Source organism: Corallococcus sp. CA047B (assembly GCF_003612065.1).
GTDB lineage: Bacteria > Myxococcota > Myxococcia > Myxococcales > Myxococcaceae > Corallococcus > Corallococcus praedator.
In genome coordinates this window covers 1-20,571 of record NZ_RAWD01000170.1, presented here as the reverse complement: position 1 = coordinate 20,571, position 20,571 = coordinate 1, and the positions used below count along the sequence as shown (strand labels likewise).

Sequence of the window (20,571 nt, the reverse complement as noted above, 5' to 3'; positions counted from 1 at the left end):
GTGGTGGCGGTGGCGCCACCTGCGACAATCCCGGCCAGGGCCCCGCCTGCACCAGCGATGACATGTGCAGGTCCCAGGGCTTCGTCCGCTGCGCCAGCTCAGGCTGCTGCACCACGGTTCCGAAGCGCTGACACTGCCTTCGCGAGACGAGGGAGCGCTCGATCGCCTGGTCGCCACGCTGCGCTCAAGTCGAATACACTCCAGGGCTCCTGACCCACACCCTGGAGGCTCACATGCTGCGTTCCCTGTGTTTCATCGTCCTGTGCTCCGTTGGACTCACCGCCTGCGGCCCGGAGGCCGTCGACGCGAACGATGAGACGTTCGGCGCAAGCCAGCAGGGCCTCGCCTGCGAGACGGGCTCGGGCTACTGCCGCGGCACCACGAACACCTGTGCCTGGCTCACCAGCAACCCCAGTGAAGGGCTGTGTCGTCCCAAGTGCAGCCCCACCGGAACGTGTTCCTCCGGCACCTGCTGGTCGCAGCCGAACGGGGAGCCGTACTGCAACGGCGTCCGGCTATAGCGCTGGCGGGAGCAGCAGCACCTGCTCCAGCAGCCCTCGCAGTTCCTGCTCCAGTCCCGGCACCGAGGCGGCGCGCAGATTGCCGCCGCCCCGGAAGAGGGACAGTCCTTCGAAGAAGGCGACCAGCAGCGCCGCGCGCCGCTCCCGGCGCGCCGGCGTGAGGTCGGGGGCAAGCTGTCGCAGCAGGTCCACCACGCCCGCGCGGTAGCCGGCGTAGAAGACCGCGAGCGCGTCCGCCACCATGGCGTCCCTCGCGGCCAGCGCCCACAGCTCCGCGAAGAACTGGCAGGCCTGGGGTGAGTCCTGATCCTCCAGGACGGCGTCCACCGCGTGCCGCAGCCGCTGCGCCGGTTCACCGCCTCCGCCCTCCACCCGCGCGTGGACCCGCTGGAGGGCCTGCTCCAGGTAGCGCGCCAGCAGCGCGCGCACCACGTCCTGCTTCGTGGGGAAGTAGTACTGCAGGTTGCCCAGGCTCACGCCCGCGCGCTGGGCCACGCCCCGCAGGCTGAGCCCCGCGTAGCCCTCCTGGACCAGGACCTCCATGGTCGCGTCCAGGATGTGGCCCACGCGCTCGGTGCCCTTGGCGTGCACCGCCGTGCCCTCGCGGGGGCTCGCGGAAGGAAGGGCCCCGACGACCTTCTTGCTCGCGCGGCGCGGCATCACGCCACCTCGCGCGCCAGGGACGCGTCGATGCGGACCTCGACGCCGCAGGCGCTGAGCGTGGCCAGCGTCTGTGCGGGGCGGGGTTCGTGCTCCGGGAACCACACGCCCGCGGGCGGCGGCGGCGCACCATCCAGCCCCAGGAGCCGCTCGGCGCCCAACAGCGCTCCAACGGCGGTGAGATGGGCCTGTCCCTTCGGATCCACCACTTCGATGCGGACATGGCCGCGCTCGCCCTCCACATCCGCCACCCACGCGGCTTCTCCCCCCGTGTTGCTGCCGGTGAGCAGGCTCCGGCGCAGCGCCGTCCAGCGGGGATGCTGGAGCAGCCGCAGGATGCCGAGCCGCTGGAGCACGACCAGCGTCCAGGTCGCGGAGCCCGAGTCGAAGCCCAGCCGCGTCGTCACCGTGCGCGCGCCCAGCACCCGGGGCAGCGTCGCCTGTTCAGGCGTGTCCAGCCGGAAGACCCGGGTGGCCCGGCCGTCGGAGAACGTCACCCGCCGACCGTCCGTCAGCGGCAGCACCTGACGCTCGCGGCCATCCTCCGTCACCTCGTAGGACAGGCCCAGCCGGTCCATGTACTCCAGGGAGTCCGGCCCGGCCTGATCCGCGAGCGCGAACCGGATGGCCACCTCCACCCGCTCCAGGCGCCCGACCCTTTCGGCGGCCAGGGCCACGAGGCGCGGCACCAGCCCCGCCATCCACGCGGAGCCCAGCAGCACCGGCGCCCGCGGCGGCGCTCCGGACAGCCGCAGCACCGTGGCCATCATCCGGGACGTCCACCGGGTGATGTCCAGGACGGGCACCCCGTCGCGCGACGCCGCCATCAGCAGGACGTCGTCCGGGTCGTTGACCAGCGACAGCACGGCGCGAGGCCGCCCCCCCAGCGCCGCCAGCGCACCGGGCGAGCGGACCTCCAGCGCGACGCCCTCCGCTCCGCCCAGCCGCGCGGCCAGCTCCCGGGCCGGCGCCTCCCTGCGCCCGGCGATGAGCAGCGGCAGGTCCGGATGACGCTCCCTCAGGAGCCCGGCGAGCTGGGCGCCCACCACCCCATAGCCCCCCACCAGCACGACGCGGCCTTCCGCTTCCATGACGACCCCCACGTTCGGGCACGGCCCCTTGCCGTGCCCCACGGGGACAGATATAGGTCAACCGACCTAAATCTTCACGACAATCGACTTCACGCCCGGGAGATGAGGATCAGGTCCTCGTCCTGTTCCAGGCGGTACACGCCGTCAGGCCCACGGCAGCGCTCGGCGTGCACGCGAATCTTCGCGTCGAGTTCACGCACCTGGGTCGCGTCCAGGGCGGCGAGCTGCGCCGCAGTGAAGCAGCCCTCGAGCACGAGGAAGCGGCAGAGCGTGTACATCTCCTCGAAGCTCTGGGCGACGAACCCGCTCATCGTCGCGAACACCTCGTGCGGCAATCGCATCCGCTGGACTTCGGCGATCACCGCCTCGCTGAAGAGCAGCGTCTCCGAGAAGTCCCTGCACAGCTCATAGGTCGGTCCCCGGCCCGCGGCCATGGCGATGAGACACGCGCCCCCGGGGCGCACGAACGAGAGCAGCGTGTCGATGAACGCGCACCATTCAGCGACAGGCACGTGGTACAGGACGTGCAAACACACGACGAGCTCATACCTGTCTTGTGATTCGAAGTGGGCCAGGGACTCATGGCGGACCTTCGCCTTCGCGTGGTGGAACCCGGCGATCTGCTCGGGATTGGGCTCCAGCAGGGTGAGCGAACCGAAGTGCGGTGCCAGCCTTTCGGCCACCTTGCCCGACCCCGCGCCCACATCCAGCAGCGCGGGCTGCGCGGGCAGTCCGGGGAGGAGCCGCTCCTCGACGAGCTTCGCGATGTTCTGGGGATGCCGGGCGCCGACCGTGAGCAGCCGGAACGCCGTGGCGTATTCGTGCGGCGACATCGTGATTCCCATGGGGCCTCGCTCCTGGTGGGACGGCCACGCCCCCAGTGCCCCCGGGGCGTCGCTCGTCCAGGCCCCCTGGACTCTACACGCTCATGCGCGGTGGATGCCCCTCCCCGGCTGCCGCAGGTGACGCATGCGCCTCCAGCGCCGGCAGGTAGAGCGCCTCCACGTAGCGCTGCGCCATCCGCTCCGGCGCGTGGTGGGCCACCACGTACTCGCGCGCGGCGCCCGCCATCCGCTCGCGCCAGCCGGGCGCCGCCAGCAGCCCCGCGAGCGCGGAGGCCAGCGTGCCCGCGTCACCGGGTGGCACCACCAGACCGCGTCCAGTGCCCAGCACATGGGGCAGCTCTCCGACACCGGAGGCAATCAACGGACGTCCCGCCGCCATCGCTTCCAGCGCGACCAGTGGCATGCCTTCCCGGAGGGATGGCATCACCACCGCGTCCGCCGCCGCGTACACGTCACGCACGTCCGAGCGGAACCCCAGGAAGTGCACCGGCAGCCCCTGCGCCTGGGCCTCCAGCGACTCGCGCAGGGGGCCATCTCCCACGAGCAGCAGCGTGGGCACCGTGGCGCCGGGGGTCCGGGCCAGCATCCGCAGGGCGTCGAAGAGCACCTGGGGCCCCTTCTCCACCGACAGGCGCCCCACCAGCGCGATCACCGACACGTCGGCGGCCAGACCCAGCGCCTCGCGCGCGCGCAGGCGCTCCTCGTGGGTGCAGGCCTCCGCGAGCGGCAGCGCGTTGGGGATGTAGACCACCGGTGAGCGGTGGACGTACCGGCGCAGGCGCGAGGCCAGCTCCCGCGACACCGCCGCCACCGCGGTGGTGCAGTTGCCCAGCACGCGCGCCAGCCCCTCGTAGGCGACCAGGGCGGGCGTGGCGCCCGTGTCCCCATGGTACGTGGCCACCAGCGGCACGCCCGACAGGGTGCTCGCGGCGGCGGCCAGGGTGAGGGACTTGTAGTCGTGCGCGTGCACCACGCCCACGCCGCGACGGCGAACCTCCGAGGCGAGCGTGGCCACGGCCATCGCGCTGAACCGGCCCGGGACCTCCAGCGTCAGGGCCTCCAATCCCTGCTCACGCGCGGCGCCCGAAAGGACATCCGCCCGTCCCGGAGACACCAGGCTGCACACCTGCGCCCTCCAGGGCGACGGCGTCGCTCCCGCGAGCGACAGCAACGCGCGTTCGGCGCCGTACAGGCCGCACGTGCTGCGCACATGGAGGATGGTGGAGTGCGGCACCCGTGCACCTCCCGCGCTCACGCCTGGGCGTGCGCGGCGGCTCCCCGGTAGAGCTTCGCGTACGCGTCCACCATGTTGGCGAGCGAGTAGCGCTGGGACTCGAGCTTCGCGGCAGAGCCCAGGCGCGCACGCAGCTCCGGGTCATGGGTCAGCCGTTTCACCGCGTCCGCGAGCGCCTTGACGTCACCGGTCGGCACCAGGAGCGCCGTCTGCCCATCGCGGTGCACCTCCCGGATGGCCGGGACGGTGTGCGAAACCGTGGGCAGGCCCACCGCCATCGCCTCCAGCAGCGACAGCGAGCGGCCCTCGCGACGGGAGGGCTGCACGTAGACGTCGAAGGCGGGAAGCAGCTTGCTCGCGTCCAGCAGGGCGCCCGTGAAGTGCACCCGTCCGGCGAGCGGCGACGCGGCGGCGCGCTCACGCAGCGAGGCCTCCATCGGGCCGGGGCCAATCATCACCAGGTGTGTGTTCGTCTCCTGCGCGAAGTGGCCCAGGAAGGCGTCCACGAGCAGGTCCGGGCCCTTCTCCTCGGAGAGGCGTCCCAGGTAGCCCACCACGGTGGCGTCCTGCGCAAGGCCCAGGCGCTCGCGCGCGTCGCGGCGGGCCTCGGAGCCCGTGGCCACGGTGAGCGGCACCCCGTTCTCGATGGTGACCACGCGCGAGAGCAGCTTGGGGCTCCAGCGCTCCAGGCTGGCGCGCACCTCGCTGCCGCACGCCACCAGCGACTGGGTGAAGACGGCGGCGGCCATGGCCGCGGGACGCAGCTTGCCCTGCGGCTCCACCGTCTGATGGAAGGTGCCCAGCACGGGCGTGCGCGGGCGCAGCGTCCGGGTGGCGACAGCGTTGAGCCAGGGGCCCACGTCGTGGCCGTGCACCACGTCCGCGCCAAAGGCGTCCACCTCCTGCGCCAACCGGCGGATGGCCGTGGGCGTCATGCCCGCCAGCCCCCCCAGCCACACGGTGGGGACGTTGGCGCGCTGAAGCAGCTCGCGCACCGGGCCGTCCGGTCCCAGGGCCAGCACCACGGAGTCGATGCCCCGGGAGCGGCCGTGCTCGGACAGGCGGACGACCAGTTGTTCCAGCCCGCCCATCTCCAGGCCGTACATCACATGTGCCACGCGCGTGGGACGCGCCGCCGCCGCCGGGTGCAGTTCGTTCTTCATAGGACGCGGCCAAGCTAGGCACGCGCCCCGGGCCCACAACCCCCGCGCCGGGCCTTCCGTCCGGGGGATGTCGAACAGTGGAAGCTCCAGCCCGGAGGGGTTCGCGGCGCGCTACGGAAGGGCCGTCCCGATGGATGCATCGGCGTGTGACGGCAAGACACGTCCTGCGTACGAAAGGGCGGCTGGCGCTGCTCGCGCGCGGCCTCCAGCGTCACCCCGGGCTTCAGCCGCGCCACCACGTCGAGGATGCGCATGTCCTGCTTCGCCTCCGACGCCAGCGCCGGCCTCCCCACCCGCGAGGGAAACAGCGAGGCCGTGGCCGACACCCTTCGCAGGCTCGGGGCGTGTCCAGGCCTCGTTGCGCTCCGTCCGCAACGGACAGCACGCCTCCCCAACGGATGGACATGCCGCGCCACCACCATCCTCCGCGCGCACTGAAACACAATCATGTCACCCTGGCGTGAAAGGCTCGACTCCCGAACAGGCGATGTGAGAACCCACTGCCTGTCTTCATCTCAAAGGGAGTCCGACTTGCTTCAACTCGCATCACGCTGGGTCATGACTTGCGCAGTGGGTTTCACGTGGGCGCTCGCGGGCTGTGCGCCCGCGGAGCCCACCCCTCCGGAAACACAAGGCACCACCGAGGCCGTACAGCCGCTGCTGACGGGGGAGCGCGCCCTCTTCGGCGCCTCCGCGCTTCCGGCCGTGGCGGCCGCGAACGACAGCGCCGCGGTGGAGCTGGGCGTGCGCTTCCGCAGCGATGCGCCCGGTCGCATCATGGGCGTGCGCTTCTACAAGGGCGCGGGCAACACGGGCACGCACACCGGCAGCCTGTGGTCCGCTTCTGGAGCGCTGCTGGGCACCGTGACGTTCCAGGCTGAGACGACCTCCGGCTGGCAGGAGGCGCGCTTCGCCACGCCGGTCACCATCGCCGCGGACACGAACTACGTCGTCTCGTACCACGCGCCCGCCGGGCACTACGCGGTGACGGACAACGGCTTCGCGTCCGCGCTGGCGGCGCCGCCCCTGCACGCGGCGGCGGACGTCGCGGGCGCCGGCAACGGCCTGTACCGCTACGGCGCCAGCGGCTTTCCCACTGACACCTTCCAGGCCAGCAACTACTGGGTGGACGTGGCCTTCCAGCCCAACGACACCACGCCCCCGCGCGCGCCCACCAACGTCACGGCGGCGCCCAACTCGCCCACCGCCATCGACCTGAGCTGGTACGCCTCCGTGGACGGCAACGGCGAGATGCAGGGCAATGCGCGCGCGCACCTGGTGTACCGGGGCAGCCAGCTCATCGCGGAGCTGCCCGGCACCACCCTCCGCTACCGCGACGCCGGGCTGACGCCCGCCACCGCGTACCAGTACACCGTGCACGGCCGGGACGCCGCGGGCAACGTGGGCCCGGCCTCCGCGACCGTCAGCGCCACCACGCTGGCGAACACCGCCTGCAACCCGTGCAGCCTGTGGAACGCCACGACGGGCACCCCATGGGCCATCAACGCCGACACCACCCCCACCGAGGTGGGCGTGAAGTTCCAGTCGGACGTGGCGGGCACGGTGACGAAGGTGCGCTACTACAAGAGCAGCATCGACAACGGGCCGCACGTGGGCCATCTGTGGAGCGCTGCCGGGACGCTGCTGGCCACCACCGAGCAGGCGCCCGCGGAGAGCGGCTTCGGCTGGCGTGAGCTGACGTTCACCACGCCGGTGAGCCTCACGGCGAACACGACCTACGTCGTGTCGTACTTCGCGACCGCGGGCAACTACCTCATCACGCCGAACTACTTCACCAACGCGGGCGTGGACATGCCGCCCCTGCACGCGCCGTCCACCGTCGCGTCCGGCGGCAACGGGGTGCGCCACCTCAACGGCAGTGCCTTCCCCACGGAGACGTGGCGTGACACCAACTTCTGGGTGGACGTCACCTTCATCCCCACGGCGTCCGGGACGCAGAACCCGGTGGACCTGTCCGTGAGCCAGTCCTTCCCCGCGGGCACGGGCGCCAACGGCGACATGATGTTCTACGACGTCACCGTGACGAACAACGGCACGCAGGCGGCCACCGGCATCGTGCTCGACGTCCCCATCCCCGCCGGCCTCTCCTACTTCTTCTACAGCGCGACGCCGGCCAGCAACGGCGGCTGCTCGTTCTTCAGCGACCTGCAGTGCACGATTCCCACCCTGGCGGCGGGCGCGAGCGTCACGATTCCGGTGACCGCCTTCCCCATGTCCTCTGGCACCTTCCAGAGCGTGGCCACCGTGTCCGCCGCGCAGACGGACTCCGTGCCGGGCAACAACACCAGCACCCTGGCCATCCCGGTGGGCCCTTCCACCAACCTCATCACCTTCGACACCTTCCCCGGACAGGATGAGGTCATCACCGGATTGCACGGCCCGCTCCACTTCATCCAGAGCGACTGGTACATCGCGTCGCCCTGGGGCGGGTTCACCACGAAGAGCGTCTCCTTCAACGGCGGCGGCCTCACCCAGGGGCGGCTGTCGGTGAACGGCCAGCGCCGCGTCATCGGCATGGACGCCTTCACCTGGGACACGGGCGCGACCCTCACGCTCGCCTGCCTGGACCTGCCGACCCGCACCTTCCCCCTGACGGCGGGCCAGGTGACCCACGTGGTGACGAACTGGACGCAGCCCTGCACCGTGTTCACCCTCTCCACGTCCAACGGCTGGGACACGAACCTCGACAACATCGAGCTGTCGCCGCGCCCCTGAGCGTGACGCAAGGGACGGCGGGTATGCTGGGAGGATGCCCGCCGTCTGCCTCCTGCTGAGCGCCGTGACATCCCTGTTCACCACGACGTGGTTGCTGGCCGCCGCGCCCTTCACCGTCGCCGTGGAGCCCGTCGGGTTCTCCGTCCGCTCCGACGGCGCGCGGGTGTCCATCACCCAGGTGGTCCCCGGTGGCCCGGCGGACCGCGCGGGGCTGGAGGCGGGGATGCGCGTCCAGAGCATCGTGAGCCCCGTGCGAGCGTTCGCCCAGGGTCCCATCGGGAAGCTGGGCAGGAGGGACCTGCACGACGCGCTTCAGCCCACCTGGGACGAGCCGCTCATCCTCACCGTGGGGAAGACGCCCCAAGAGGGACATCTGGTCTCGGTGCAGCGCGATGACGCCCGGCCCGCGGAGGAATTTCCCCCCGGGCCGCTGACCCTGAAGCAGTTGGAGCGACTGACCCTGTCGCAGCAGGCGAGGTATCACCCCGCGCGATTCTCCAGCCCCCAGGGCCGCGACCCCGAGGACGAGCCCTCCCTCACGCTCCACCACGAAAGCCAGGCCTGGGTGAAGAAGGGGCAATTGCAGGGCCTGACGGGAGGCGGGCACACGGGGCTGTGGATCCATCCCCAGCTCCAACTGGATTCGAACTGTCCCGCACGCATCGAGAAGGTCGAGCTGCGCGGCCTCGGCCCCGGCCTTCCCCGGACGCTGACGCCCGCGCCCGAGGACACGAACCCCTGGCAGCAGTTCGACTTCGACCTGCCGCTCTGGTCCCTCCGGGACGTGACGAAGGCGTGCGCCGCGGGCAAGACATCCCTCACGGCGTCCCTGCGCGCGGCGCTGTCCTGTCAGGGTGAGCCCGTCCTCCAGAAGACCCTCCCCGTGAAGCTGACCCTGACGTGCCACCAGCCGCCTCCGGAAGACGTCACGGACACGCTCGACCTGGTGGCCCTCCGGGGCGAGGAGGAGTTCCTCGTGGGAGCCAAGGCGGTGGTGACGGTGGAGGTGATGCGGCTGGACACGGAGGTCCCCCAGGTCGAAGCGGCGACGGTGGTGGAGGTGGACGACCAGGGCAAGGAGCTGCGCCGCGTCATCACGCTGCCGGTGCCCGCGGGCACGGAGGAGCTGAAGACAGAGGTGACGCTGGACACGACGACGGCGCGCACCGTGCGGCTGGCCGCGGAGCTGCGCTTCCCCGACGGCAGCACCCGGCGCACCACCGCGCAGCAGGTGCCCATCCTCACCCCGGAGCTGGTGGCGGCGCGGCAGAAGGAAGAGGAGGCGGGCGGCGAGCGGTTGCAGGCCTTCACCGCCCGGTTCAGCAAGGAGTGGAAGTCCCCCTGCGCCAACGTCCCCGCCACCGTGGCGTGGCTCCAGAAGCAGCCCGAAATCGCGTCCGCGTCCGGAGACAAGGGAGGCCACCACTTCAGCTACCAGGTGAAGGGGTCGCTCCTCATCCTCTTCGACTGCCATCAGCAATAGCGCGCAAGACGCCCTCCTCCGCCCTTGTCCCTTCCCCGGAGTGCGGGAGCAGTGCGACGGCGGGTATGCTGGGGGGATGCCCGCTGTCTCCCTCCTGCTGAGCGCCGCGACGTCCCTGTTCACCACGACGTGGCTGCTGGCCGCCGCGCCCTTCACCGTCACCGTGGAGCCTGTCGGGCTCTCCGTCCAATCCAATGGCGACGAGGTGGTCGTCACCCGCGTCGTGCCCGGAAGTCCGGCGGCCCTGGAGGGAATGAAGTCCCGGATGCGCATCGAGCGCATCCACAATCCCATCCGCCTCTTCAGTCAGGGTCCCCTCATGAAGCTGGATGCGGAGGACCTCCAGGCCGCGCTCACGCCCACCTGGGGTGAGCCGCTCGTCCTGACCGTGGGGCCCCAGGGCAAGAGGCAGGGCCAGACCTTCACGCTCAGGCGGACCGACCCGGCGCCACGGGACGAGTTTCCCGTCCTTCCCCTGCCCGATGCGCAGGTGCGACGGCTGACCGTGAATCAGCAGTCGCGCTACTCCGTACGGCTGTCGCAGTTCATGAGCGGGCAGCCTGCCCCCCCGCGAGAACCCTCGCTCGAACTCCAGCAGGAGGACACGACAGTGTGGGTGACCGGGGGACAGCTCCGGGTGATGGACGGCGGCGGGTTCACGGGGCAGTGGGTCCATCCCCGGTTCGTCCTGAAGTCGGCCTGCCCCCTGGTCCTGGAGAAGCTGGAGGTGAGCGGCCCCGGCCCCGGCCTTCCCCGGACGCTGCGGCTGGAGCCCACCTCGCGGCGCCCGACCCACGAGTTCAGGGTGGACCTGCCGCTCTGGTCCCACCAGGACGTCACGAAGGCCTGCGCGGCGGGGCGCTCGGAGCTCACGGCATCCCTGGCCGCGACGCTGTCCTGTGCCCAGGACCCCATCCTCAAGAAGACCCTGCCGGTGAAGCTGGCCCTGACGTGTGAGCAGCCGCTGCCGCCGGGGCGCTCGGACGCACTGGAGCTGCTGGTCAACCGGAGCGACCGGAGCTACCTGGTGGGCGCGAAGGCCGTGCTGACGCTGGACGTGCTGCTCTCCACGCTCTTCCCTCCGGCCGCCTCCGTCGCGATGGTGCAGGTGGATACCCAGGGGCGGGTGATCCGCCGCTTCACCAACAAGCCGGTGCCCGCGGACGCGCGCGCGGTGTCGGCGGAGGTGACGATCGACACGCAGATGGCGCGCACCGTGCGGCTGGCCGCCGAGCTGAAGTTCGCCGACGGCAGCACCCGGCTCACCGCCGCGGAGGAGGTGACCATCCGCACCCCGGAACAACTGGCGCAGTATCGGCAGGACCAGCAGAAGGGCTACGTGGGGCTGATGGAGATCTCCGACCGGCTCCGCAAGGAGCTCAAGAGCGCCTGCGCGGACCCCGACGGCACGGTGGCCTGGCTCCAGCAGCAACCCGAGGTCGCGTCCGCGGCGAACCATGAGGGCCACTCCATCAGCTACATGATGAAGGACTCCGGCGAGTCGCTCTCCATCATGTGCCACCGCCGCTAGAAGCCACGTCCGGCCCACGAACCCCGGCCCGAGGGCCAAAGCAGGCCCCGGGGACGGCCGTCCGTCCTCGCTAGGAAGGAAGCGGCCGGGCGCAGGCCTCGGCCCGCGCCAGCAACAGCGCCTGTTCGCGGGCGTTGCGTGTGAGCGAGGCCGCGCGCTCGAACTCCGCGCGGGCCTCCTTCAGGCGCCCCAGCTTCTGGAGCAGGTCGCCGCGCACGCTCGGCAGCAGGTGGTAGTGCTTGAGCGACGGCTCGGCCGTGAGCTGATCCACGAGCTCCAGTCCCACGGCGGGACCGAACGCCATCCCGAGCGCCACCGCGCGATTCAGCTCCACCACGGGCGACGGCACGAGCCGCGCGAGCAGGGCATACAGTTCCGCGATGCGGGTCCAGTCCGTCGCGTCCGCCGTGCGCGCCCGGGCATGGCAGGCGGCGATGGCGGCCTGCACCGCGTACGGGCCCTGCTCGCCGCCCAGCTTCTGCGCGCGCTCCAGCGCCGTGAGGCCCCGGCGGATGAGCAGCTGATCCCACAGCGCGCGGTTCTGCTCCAAGAGCAGCACGGGTGCACCCGAAGGTCCCACCCGCGCCCGCGACCGCGACGCTTGAATCTCCATCAGCGCCACCAGCCCGTGCACCTCCGGCTCTTGCGGCACCAGCTCCGCGAGGATGCGGCCCAGGCGGAGCGCGTCCGCGCACAGCTCCGGGCGCATCCAGTCATCCCCGGCGGTCGCCGAATAGCCCTCGTTGAAGATGAGGTAGACGACCTCCAGCACGGAGGACAGCCGCGCCGCCAGTTCCTCGCCCCGGGGCACCTCGAAGGGGACCTGCTTCTCCGCCAGGGTCCGCTTGGCGCGCACGATGCGCTGGGCGACCGTCGGCTCCGGCACCAGGAACGCGCGGGCAATCTCCTCCGTCGTCAGGCCTCCCAGGAGCCGCAGCGTGAGCGCCACGCGCGCATCCGGGGACAGCACCGGATGGCACGAGGTGAAGACGAGGCGCAAGAGGTCGTCCCCGACGTCGTCGTCGAGCGCCGCGTCCAGGTCCGGCACTTCGGCCGCTTCCAGCCCGTGCCCCAGCTCCTCGTGCTTGCGCTCCAGCAGCTTGCGCCGGCGCAGCTCGTCGATGGCGCGTCGCTTCGCGGTGGCCATGAGCCAGGCGCCGGGGTTGTCCGGCACGCCCGACACCGGCCACTTCTCCAGCGCGGCCACGAGCGCGTCCTGCGCGAGTTCCTCCGCCTGCCCCACGTCGCGCACCATGCGCGCAAGGCCGGCGATGAGTCGGGCGGACTCGATTCTCCAGACCGCGTGGACCGCGGCCTGTGCATTGGAAGCCATCACGCGGCGGACTCAATCACCTCGGTGGTACTGAAGACAAACAGCCCCGGGACCCATGCTTCGGATCCCGGGGCCGCCGACTTCACCTCACGCCCGCGCTTCGGACACGGACGCCTGGAGCGCTTCGGGCACCGGCTCGTACGCCCCCAGGCGCAGGCTGGCCTGGGCGCGGCCCTGGGTGCGGCCCCGCAGCGACGTCACGTAACCGAAGAGGCGCGCCATGGGCACGCGCGCGGACACACTCCGCGCCGTCCCCTTCGCCTCCATGCCCAGCACCCTCCCCCGCCGCGACGACAGGTCGCCCAGCACGTCGCCCAGGAACGCCTCCGGCGTGGTGACCTCCACCTCCATCACGGGCTCCAGCCCCACGAGCCCCGCGCGCCGCGCGGCCTCCTGGAGCGCCAGCGAACCCGCGATGGCGAACGCCTGCGGCGTGGAGTCCTTCACGTGCGTGTCGCCGTCCACCAGCCGCACCTCCACGTCCACCAGCGGCACGCCGTCGCGCAGGCCTCGCGCCATGGCGCCCGCCACGCCCTTTTCAATCGCGGGAATCAGCTCCCGAGGAATGGTGCCGCCCTTCGTGGCGTCCACGAAGACGAGCCCCGCCCCTCGCGGCGCCGGACCCACGTCCAGCACCACGCGTGCGTACTGTCCGGGCCCGCCGGACTGGCGGACGTGGCGGTACTCCTGGCGCACCGCGCGCCGGAGCGTGTCGCGGTAGGCCACCTTGGGCTGTCCCACGCGCGCCTCCACGCCGAACTCCGTCTTCAACCGTTCCACGATGACCTCCAGGTGCAGCTCACCCATGCCGGACAGCAGCACCTGGCCGCTCTCCGGATCCACGCCCACGCGCAGCGACGGATCCTCCGCCGCCAGCCTCTGCAGTCCCTCCTCCAGCTTCGGCAACTCCCCGGGTGAGCGCGCCTCCACGGCGAGCTGCACCACGGGCTCCATCACCCCCAGCGCCTCCAGCACCACCGGCGCGTCCGGGTCGCACAGCGTGTCGCCCGTGCGCACGCCCTTGAGCCCGAGCGCCGCGCAGAGGTCGCCCGCATGCACCTCCGCCACCTCCTCGCGGCGGTTGGCGTGCATGAACATCAGGCGGCCCACCCGCTCCTTGCGCCCGGTGGCGGGATTGAGCAGGACGGTGCCGGCCCTCAACGTGCCGGAGTACACGCGCAGGAACACGATGCCGCCCACGGACTTGTCGCTCATCAGCTTGAACGCCAGGGCGGCGGGGGGCGCCGCGTCCGACACGGGACGGGACACCTTCTCATCGGTGCCCGGCACACAGCCCTCCACGGAAGCGAGGTCCGACGGCGCGGGCAGGTAGTTGACGACAGCGTCCAGCAGCATCTGCACTCCCTTCTTCTTGAAGGCCGACCCGCACAGCACCGGCACCAGGGTTCGCGCGAGGGTGCCCGAGCGCAGCGCGCGCTCCAGGTCCTCCGCGGTGATGTCCTCCAACCGCCCTTCCACGAACTTCTCCAGCACCACGGCGTCCACGTCCGCGCACGCCTCGATGAGGCGCAGGCGCAAGGGGAGCACCTCTTCCAGCAGCGCCCCCGTCACGGGAGCGTCGTCCTGGAACTGGCCTTCCTCACCGTTGAAGCGGACGGCCCGCATGCGCACCAGGTCCACGAGGCCGTGGAAGTCCGCGCCGTCACCCAGGGGCCACTGCACGGCCACCGGGTTTGTCCCCAGCTTCTCCGCCAGGGACTTCACGCTCATGGCGAAGTCCGCGCCCACCTTGTCCATCTTGTTGATGAACGCGATGCGCGGAACGCCGTAGCGGTCCGCCTGCCGCCACACCGCCTCCGACTGGGGCTCCACGCCCTGGCTCGCGTCGAACACCGCCACCGCGCCGTCGAGCACGCGCAACGAGCGCTCCACCTCGATGGTGAAGTCCACGTGGCCCGGCGTGTCGATGATGTTGATGCGGTGGAGCGCGCCCGCCGCGCGCCCGTGCCGGGGCTCCCAGAACGCGGTGGTGGCCGCGGAGGTGATGGTGATGCCGCGCTTCTTCTCCTCCGGCATCCAGTCCATCTCCGTGGAGCCGGAGTGCACCTCACCCATGGCGTGGATGCGGCCGGTGAAGAACAGGACGCGCTCGGTGAGCGTCGTCTTGCCCGCGTCGATGTGGGCCATGATGCCGATGTTGCGATACCGCTCGATGCGCGTGGTGCGGGACATGAAGGACTCCTGAGCCCGTCGGGCAGCGAGGCCCGCGGGTCGGTGTTGAGAAGCGCTGGTGGGATGAGGGGAATGGAGCGACGCGGGCCTTCAGGCGCACGCACGCGCGGACTTCCGGAGGGGCACGGCAGGCCCGCTCAGGAACGCGTGAGGACACACGAAGGCACCACGGCGGTCATCGGGCGGAGACGGGACTCACGGCACACGGGAACCAGCCACCCCGCGCACCGGAATACACCGGTCCGCCTGCTCAAATATCGAGCAGAACCTCGTGACGGGGGGCGAGGCGCACGTCCGCCGCCGGCGCGATGGCGCTCAGGGTCGGCAGGGCATGGAAAGTGACGGGCCTCATGATGCTTCATAGGTAACCGTCCAACCCGACCTTGTCAATCCTGTCACCAATAAGGAAAACCTGTTTTCCTCGGCACCCTCAACCCTTGAATCACCAAAGGATGGGTATGCCCAGGCTCCACAAGACCTTGCTGACGGCTTCCATGACGTTCATCGGCTTGAACGGGTGCGGCGGTGATGCGCTGGACCCGGCGACGGGCGACACCACCCCGGACGTGACGGAGGCCCGGGCATCCGCGCTCCAGCTCGCCGTCGTGTGCGCGCCGGGCGCGCTGGACACCGACGGCGACGGCATCTGCGATGCCGCGGAGGCCGACTACGGCACCAACCCCAACAGCTCCGACACGGACGGCGACCGGCTCAGCGACTTCGCGGAGCTGTTCGGCTCCGGCGGCGTGGACCTGCCCGCGCTGGGGGCGAACCCGCGCAGGAAGGACGTCTTCATCGAAGCGGACTACTACGCGAACCGCATTCCTACACAGGGCGCGCTGAACCGGGTGATTGCCTCCTTCGCCAACGCACCGGTGACGAACCCGGACGGCTCCACGGGCATCACGCTGCACCTGGCGTTGGACCAGCAGATCGCCGCGGCGGACGCGGACACGGACCTGAACCCCGTGTGGACGGACTTCGACAAGATCAAGACGAAGTACTTCGCCGCGAACCGCGCGCCGTTCTTCCACTACATGGTGTTCGCGAACACCTACAGCGGCGGCACCTCCAGCGGCGTCTCGCGCGGCATCCCCGCGCATGACTTCATCGTGACGCTGGGCGGCTGGCCCACGCCGGGAGGCACGGAGCTGCAGCAGGCCGGCACCATCATGCACGAGCTGGGGCACAACATCGGCCTGCGCCACGGCGGCAACGATGACGGCAACTACAAGCCCAACTACCTGAGCATCATGAACTACGAGTACCAGGTGTATGGCTTCCGTATTGGCGGCGTGAACAACGTGTTCGACTACTCGCGCGTGCGCGTCGCCTCCTTCAGCGAGGCGGCCGTCAACGAGGTCTCCGCCTTCGCGCCCGTCGCCCCGACGACCGAAGCGGACCTCGCCCTCATCAGCGGGCTTCGCTTCAATAGCGTCCAGGTCAACGGCACCGCGAGCGCCAACCTGGACTTCAACGCCAACGGGAGCATCCAGACCGCCGCCTACGCCCGGGACTTCAACCGCAGCGGCACCACCACCAACGTGTTCCCCGCGTCGCAGCATGACTGGCTGGCCCTGCGTTACGACGGCGGAGGGCTGATTGGCGACGCCGCGCTGGGCACCTCCCGGACGCTGGACCACGAGGAGGCGTTCCTCGTCGTCCCGGAGAAGGTGGAGCCCTGCCTCACCTCGGAGCAGTTCCTCGCCCGGTAGTTCACACCTCCCCTGCCGAAAGTCGCACCCCGCCGCCGGGCCCGCCTCAAGTCTCGAGGAGGACCCGGCGGTTCCGGGTCCTCCGGCAATCAATGCCTGACCAAATCAAGGCACCCGGAAAAAATAGAGCCGGAAATCACCGGCAGTGACAAGGATGGTGGCGATTGGCGCAATGCCAATCCTTTGCAGACAAAGGAATTCCATGTCCACGTTTAAAAAGACGTTGCTGACCGCTTCCGTCGCGCTCCTGGGGTTGAACGGGTGTGGGGGGGCGGAGCTTCCGGAGCCGGAGCTGGCCAGCACCCAGCAGGGCATGGAGTTGGCCATCCCGCTGCCGATCCCCGCCTGCGCGGGCGCGCTGGACTCGGATGGCGACGGCGTCTGCAACCTCGTGGAGACGCTGCTGGGCACCAACCCCAACAACCCCGACACGGACGGGGACCGGCTCAACGACTACGCGGAGTCGTTCGGCTTCGGCGGCGGCCTGGACCTGACGGCGCTCGGCGCGAACGCGCGCAGGAAGGACATCTTCATCGAGGCGGACTACTACCCGGGGCAGCAGCCGACCCAGGCGATGCTGAACCGCGTCATCACGGCCTTCGCCAACGCGCCGGTGTCGAACCCGGATGGCTCCACGGGCATCACGCTGCACGTGGTGGTGGACCAGCAGATCACCGCGGCGGACGCGGACCTGGACCTGAACCCCGTCTGGACGGACTTCGACGTCATCAAGGGCAAGTACTTCGCCGCGAACCGCGCGCCCTACTTCCACTACATGCTGTTCGCGCACCGGTACGCCGGCGGCAACTCCAGCGGCATCTCTCGCGGCATCCCCGCGCATGACTTCATCGTGACGCTGGGCTTCGCCGCCGGCATCACGGAGCTGCAGCTGGCCGGCACCCTGATGCACGAGCTGGGGCACAACATCGGCCTGCGCCACGGCGGCACCGACGACGCCAACTACAAGCCCAACTACCTGAGCATCATGAACTACGAGTACCAGTTCTATGGCTTCGGCATTGGCGGCCTGAACAACGTGCTCGACTACTCGCGCGTGCAGGTGGCCTCCTTCAGCGAGCTGAGCGTCAACGAGGTCGCAGCGTTCACGCCCGTCGCCCCGACCACCGAAGCGGACCTCGCGAAGATCAGCGGGCTTCGCTTCAACGACGTCCAGGTCACCGGCAACGCCAGCGCCAACCTGGACTTCAATGGCAATGGGAGCATCCAGGCCGCCACCTACACCCGGGACTTCAACCGCTCCGGCTCCGTCGGCAACATCTTCCCCGCGTCGCAGAACGACTGGCTGGCGCTCGCGTATGACGGCGGCGGGCAGATTGGCTTCGCCGCGCCGGGCCTCACCCAGGACCTGGGCCGCGCGGAGCTGTTCGTCGTCGCCCCCGAGAAGATGGAGCCCTGCCTCACCGTGCCCGAGCGCGACGCCCGCTAATCCCTGTCGCACCGGCTGAACCGTCGCGGTCCGCCGCCGGGTCCACCTTCATGGAGGACCCGGCGGTCGTATCTCCCCGCCCCGGACGCGACACCGTGACTCAATACCGACGCTTGCGGCGGCCAGGGCCCTTGCGCTTGCCGTGCGACGCACCGGACTCCTCCGGCCAGACCCTCCGTCCTGGCGTGGGCCGCACACGCGTCGCCTCGGTCAGCTCATCCGGCATCCATGGCCGGTCGAGCATCTCCTGCAGCTCCAGGAGCGACTCCGCGCGGACCATCCCGCGACGCCCTCGCGCCACACAGAAGCGGGCGGGACGGTCGAGCACGGGCAGCTCCTCCACCACCAGCGTGCGCGCGAGCTTCTCCGGCAGGTGCAGCCACACCGCGCCTCGCGGTGTCCCTTCCGCGTCCGTCTCCACGTCGTACTCCAGCGGGACGTCCTGTTCGCGCACGGACACCCCGTCCGGCAGCGCCAGGAGCTGCTCGCGCAACGGCGCGGAAGCGAACCGGTCCAGGTTGAAGAACAGCATGCGCTCGCGGAAGTCCTCCATCGAATCCACGCCGTCCAGCTGCTCTTCGTAGTGCGCGGTGAGCTCCGGCAGCCCCAGCCTCGGCGTCCGTCCCCCCGAGCGGCGCCAGAGCTCGCGGGCCTGGGCGATGGCGAAGCGGTGGCTGTCCACCGCCGGGTGCGCCGCCTCCCCCCGGGCCAGCGCCTCCGCGAGCGCGTGACGGGCCGCCACGGACAGCTCCGGGCCCCAGGCGCGCAGCACCTGCTCCTCGTGCTCCAGCTCGAAGCCGAAGTAGTCCAGCTGCTGTTCGAACACGAGCGCGCGGGCGCGCGGGTCATACACGGGCGTCGCCGCGTTTCGCTGGGCGTAGCGGCGCAAGAGCGACAGGGGAAGCTGGGTGCCGTCGATGCCCGCCTGCGAATTGCCGGAGCGGTCGGCGAAGTAGCGCAGCACGCCCGCCACCGCGCCCTGGTCGCCGCACACGCTCGACTTGGACACCCGCGCGGAGTCGCCCCAGGCGGTGCGCTCGTCGATGACCAGGTCGAAGGGCATGTAGCGCGCGAGCAGGTCGCAGAAGCGCTGGTGGATGCGCGCGTTCGCGAAGGACATCTGTCCGGGCAGCGGCAGGCCCACGCTGCGGTACACGCTCGACAGCGCGAGCGCCGCGTCCTCCACCGCCTTCACCAGGACGCCGCGCGAGTCCGCCCACGCCAGCAGCCGCTCCGGGTCGAAGACGTGGCGCGGCAGCCCGTGCGCCTCCCCCATCGCGCCCGCCGCGCGGTAGGCCTCCGCGTACAGGTTGTAGGCGGTCAGGTGGTCGCTTCCGGCGACGAGCACTCCCTCCAGGTTGCGCTCCTCGCGCGTCATGCGGTGCAGCGAATCAATGCTGCTGCACACCGCGAGGAAGGGGATCAGCCCGTCCTCCGCGTTGACGATGAGCTCCGCCCACGGCCGGTCCACCGGCAGCGCCTCCACCGCGCGGCCGTAGTCCGTCAGCCGCCCCTGGGCGTCCACGATGTGGCGCGCCTGCAACCGCGTCAGCGCGCGGCGGTAGGCCACGCGGTCCAGCTCCACCGGCAGGTCCAGCTCATCCGCCCACACCCCCAGCGCGGCGGCGGTGAGCGCCACCCGCTCCGGTTCGCCCGCCAGTTGGAACTCGGGCTCCGTGGGCCGCAGCGAGGCGAAGTGGACGGGCCGGTCGCTCAGGATGAAGACGCGGCCGCCCTCCACGCGTCCGTGCACGCGCCCCGCCATCTGCAGCAGCTCGTTGTTCCCCAGGTGCACGCGCACGAGCACGTTGCGGCCGCCCTCCACCCGGGTGGTGAAGCGCACGTCCTCGATGACCACCGTGTCCAGCCCCGGCACGTTGAGCGCGCTCTGGCCCGCCGCCGTCATCGCGAGCAGGAACGGCCGGGGCGTGGTGCCCTCCAGGAAGGGGCGGATGGCGCGCAGCGGCTCCCCGCCGTGGTAGTGCGCGGCGTGCAGGTCCGGGTAGCGGTCGCGCACGCTGGCCGCGGTCTCCTCCACGGCCGCGCGCGTGGCCAGGAACACGCCCACCCCGCGCGACTGCTTGCGCACGTCCCGGAAGAACGCGTCGTCCAGGAACGCGCGCGACTGCCGGTGCTCCACGATGATCCGGGCCGCCTTCGCGGGGTCGAACGTCGTCACCCGCAGCACGTCCGCGCTGCCCAGGTAGTTCGCGTAGAAGGCCGGATCCACGGTGGCGGAGAGCCACACGAAGCGGCAGCCCACGCGCTTGCCCAGGGCCAGGCACAGCTCCAGCTCCGCGGACGTCTGGTGGATTTCATCCACGATGAGCGTGTCGTCGCGCCGGATGGCGCCGTCCTGGAACCACCGGCGCGCGATGCCGGTGGTGACGATGAGCACGTCACAGAGGGACGTCTGTGCCGTGGCCTCGCGCTCGCGGTTGACCACGGCCACCGTCAGCCCCTGCCGGCCCAGGATCTCCTCCGCGATGGTGCGGATGGCGAGCGTCTTGCCCGTCCCCGTCCGTGTCGGAGTTGTAGGGATTGGTGCCGTAGCGGGCCTCCGCTTCGTCACACACGCCGTCCGCGTCGGAGTCGATGGCGGTCGTCAAGCACAGGTAC

Annotated in this window: 14 protein-coding genes; 6 read left to right on the top strand and 8 right to left on the bottom strand. The window is 70.8% G+C overall.

Features of this window, described 5'->3' with window-relative positions:
• Positions 1 to 233: 233 nt before the first annotated feature.
• Positions 234 to 521: a hypothetical protein gene (locus D7X74_RS24605; RefSeq protein WP_120535438.1), complete on the top strand. Its 288-nt coding sequence runs from the start codon at positions 234 to 236 to the stop codon at positions 519 to 521.
• Here the strand turns inward: D7X74_RS24605 and D7X74_RS24600 are convergent.
• The 5 genes from D7X74_RS24600 to D7X74_RS24580 all read right to left on the bottom strand — a co-directional run bounded on the left by D7X74_RS24600 (position 516) and on the right by D7X74_RS24580 (position 5,514).
• Positions 516 to 1,181 carry a TetR/AcrR family transcriptional regulator gene (locus D7X74_RS24600; protein WP_120535437.1) on the bottom strand — a complete coding sequence of 222 codons (666 nt, stop codon included), beginning with the start codon at positions 1,179 to 1,181 and terminating at the stop codon, positions 516 to 518. The two genes, D7X74_RS24605 and D7X74_RS24600, sit on opposite strands and share 6 nt — an antisense overlap.
• Positions 1,181 to 2,272 carry a saccharopine dehydrogenase gene (locus tag D7X74_RS24595; RefSeq protein ID WP_120535439.1) on the bottom strand — a complete coding sequence of 364 codons (1,092 nt, stop codon included), beginning with the start codon at positions 2,270 to 2,272 and terminating at the stop codon, positions 1,181 to 1,183. The genes D7X74_RS24600 and D7X74_RS24595 overlap by 1 nt, the downstream gene beginning before the upstream one ends.
• Before the next feature lie 89 nt (positions 2,273 to 2,361).
• The gene (locus D7X74_RS24590; protein ID WP_120535436.1) at positions 2,362 to 3,117 is read right to left on the bottom strand and encodes a class I SAM-dependent methyltransferase; all 756 of its coding nucleotides are present in this window, start codon (positions 3,115 to 3,117) and stop codon (positions 2,362 to 2,364) included.
• Between the two features lie 73 nt (positions 3,118 to 3,190).
• Positions 3,191 to 4,351, bottom strand: a complete 1,161-nt coding sequence (locus D7X74_RS24585) for a glycosyltransferase family 4 protein (protein ID WP_158622288.1) — start codon at positions 4,349 to 4,351, stop codon at positions 3,191 to 3,193.
• Positions 4,352 to 4,368: 17 nt separating this feature from the next.
• Complete coding sequence (locus D7X74_RS24580) at positions 4,369 to 5,514, bottom strand: glycosyltransferase (RefSeq protein WP_120535434.1); 1,146 nt, start codon at positions 5,512 to 5,514, stop codon at positions 4,369 to 4,371.
• A 570-nt stretch (positions 5,515 to 6,084) separates the two neighbouring features.
• Between D7X74_RS24580 and D7X74_RS24570 the strand changes: the two genes are divergently transcribed.
• The 3 genes from D7X74_RS24570 (at position 6,085) to D7X74_RS24560 (ending at position 11,264) form a co-directional block, all read left to right on the top strand.
• Entirely contained in the window at positions 6,085 to 8,250 is a 2,166-nt protein-coding gene (locus D7X74_RS24570; RefSeq protein WP_233595735.1) for a DUF4082 domain-containing protein, read from the top strand.
• Between the two features lie 34 nt (positions 8,251 to 8,284).
• A complete protein-coding gene (locus D7X74_RS24565; protein ID WP_120535431.1) occupies positions 8,285 to 9,733 on the top strand; it encodes a PDZ domain-containing protein in 1,449 nt (482 codons plus the stop codon).
• A gap of 76 nt (positions 9,734 to 9,809) precedes the next feature.
• The gene (locus tag D7X74_RS24560) at positions 9,810 to 11,264 is read left to right on the top strand and encodes a hypothetical protein (RefSeq protein ID WP_120535430.1); all 1,455 of its coding nucleotides are present in this window, start codon (positions 9,810 to 9,812) and stop codon (positions 11,262 to 11,264) included.
• A 70-nt stretch (positions 11,265 to 11,334) separates the two neighbouring features.
• Here the strand turns inward: D7X74_RS24560 and D7X74_RS24555 are convergent, their stop codons facing one another.
• Both D7X74_RS24555 and fusA read right to left on the bottom strand, forming a co-directional pair.
• Complete coding sequence (locus D7X74_RS24555) at positions 11,335 to 12,597, bottom strand: RNA polymerase sigma factor (protein ID WP_120535429.1); 1,263 nt, start codon at positions 12,595 to 12,597, stop codon at positions 11,335 to 11,337.
• Positions 12,598 to 12,684: 87 nt separating this feature from the next.
• A complete protein-coding gene (gene fusA / locus D7X74_RS24550; protein ID WP_120535428.1) occupies positions 12,685 to 14,790 on the bottom strand; it encodes an elongation factor G in 2,106 nt (701 codons plus the stop codon).
• Positions 14,791 to 15,284: 494 nt separating this feature from the next.
• Between fusA and D7X74_RS24545 the strand changes: the two genes are divergently transcribed.
• A complete protein-coding gene (locus tag D7X74_RS24545; protein ID WP_233602234.1) occupies positions 15,285 to 16,505 on the top strand; it encodes a hypothetical protein in 1,221 nt (406 codons plus the stop codon).
• Positions 16,506 to 16,707: 202 nt separating this feature from the next.
• Positions 16,708 to 17,952 carry a hypothetical protein gene (locus D7X74_RS24540; RefSeq protein ID WP_120535426.1) on the top strand — a complete coding sequence of 415 codons (1,245 nt, stop codon included), beginning with the start codon at positions 16,708 to 16,710 and terminating at the stop codon, positions 17,950 to 17,952.
• Positions 17,953 to 18,052: 100 nt separating this feature from the next.
• Here D7X74_RS24540 and D7X74_RS24535 read toward each other — a convergent pair whose 3' ends face one another.
• Positions 18,053 to 20,524 carry a DEAD/DEAH box helicase gene (locus D7X74_RS24535; RefSeq protein WP_233602233.1) on the bottom strand — a complete coding sequence of 824 codons (2,472 nt, stop codon included), beginning with the start codon at positions 20,522 to 20,524 and terminating at the stop codon, positions 18,053 to 18,055.
• Positions 20,525 to 20,571: the final 47 nt, after the last annotated feature.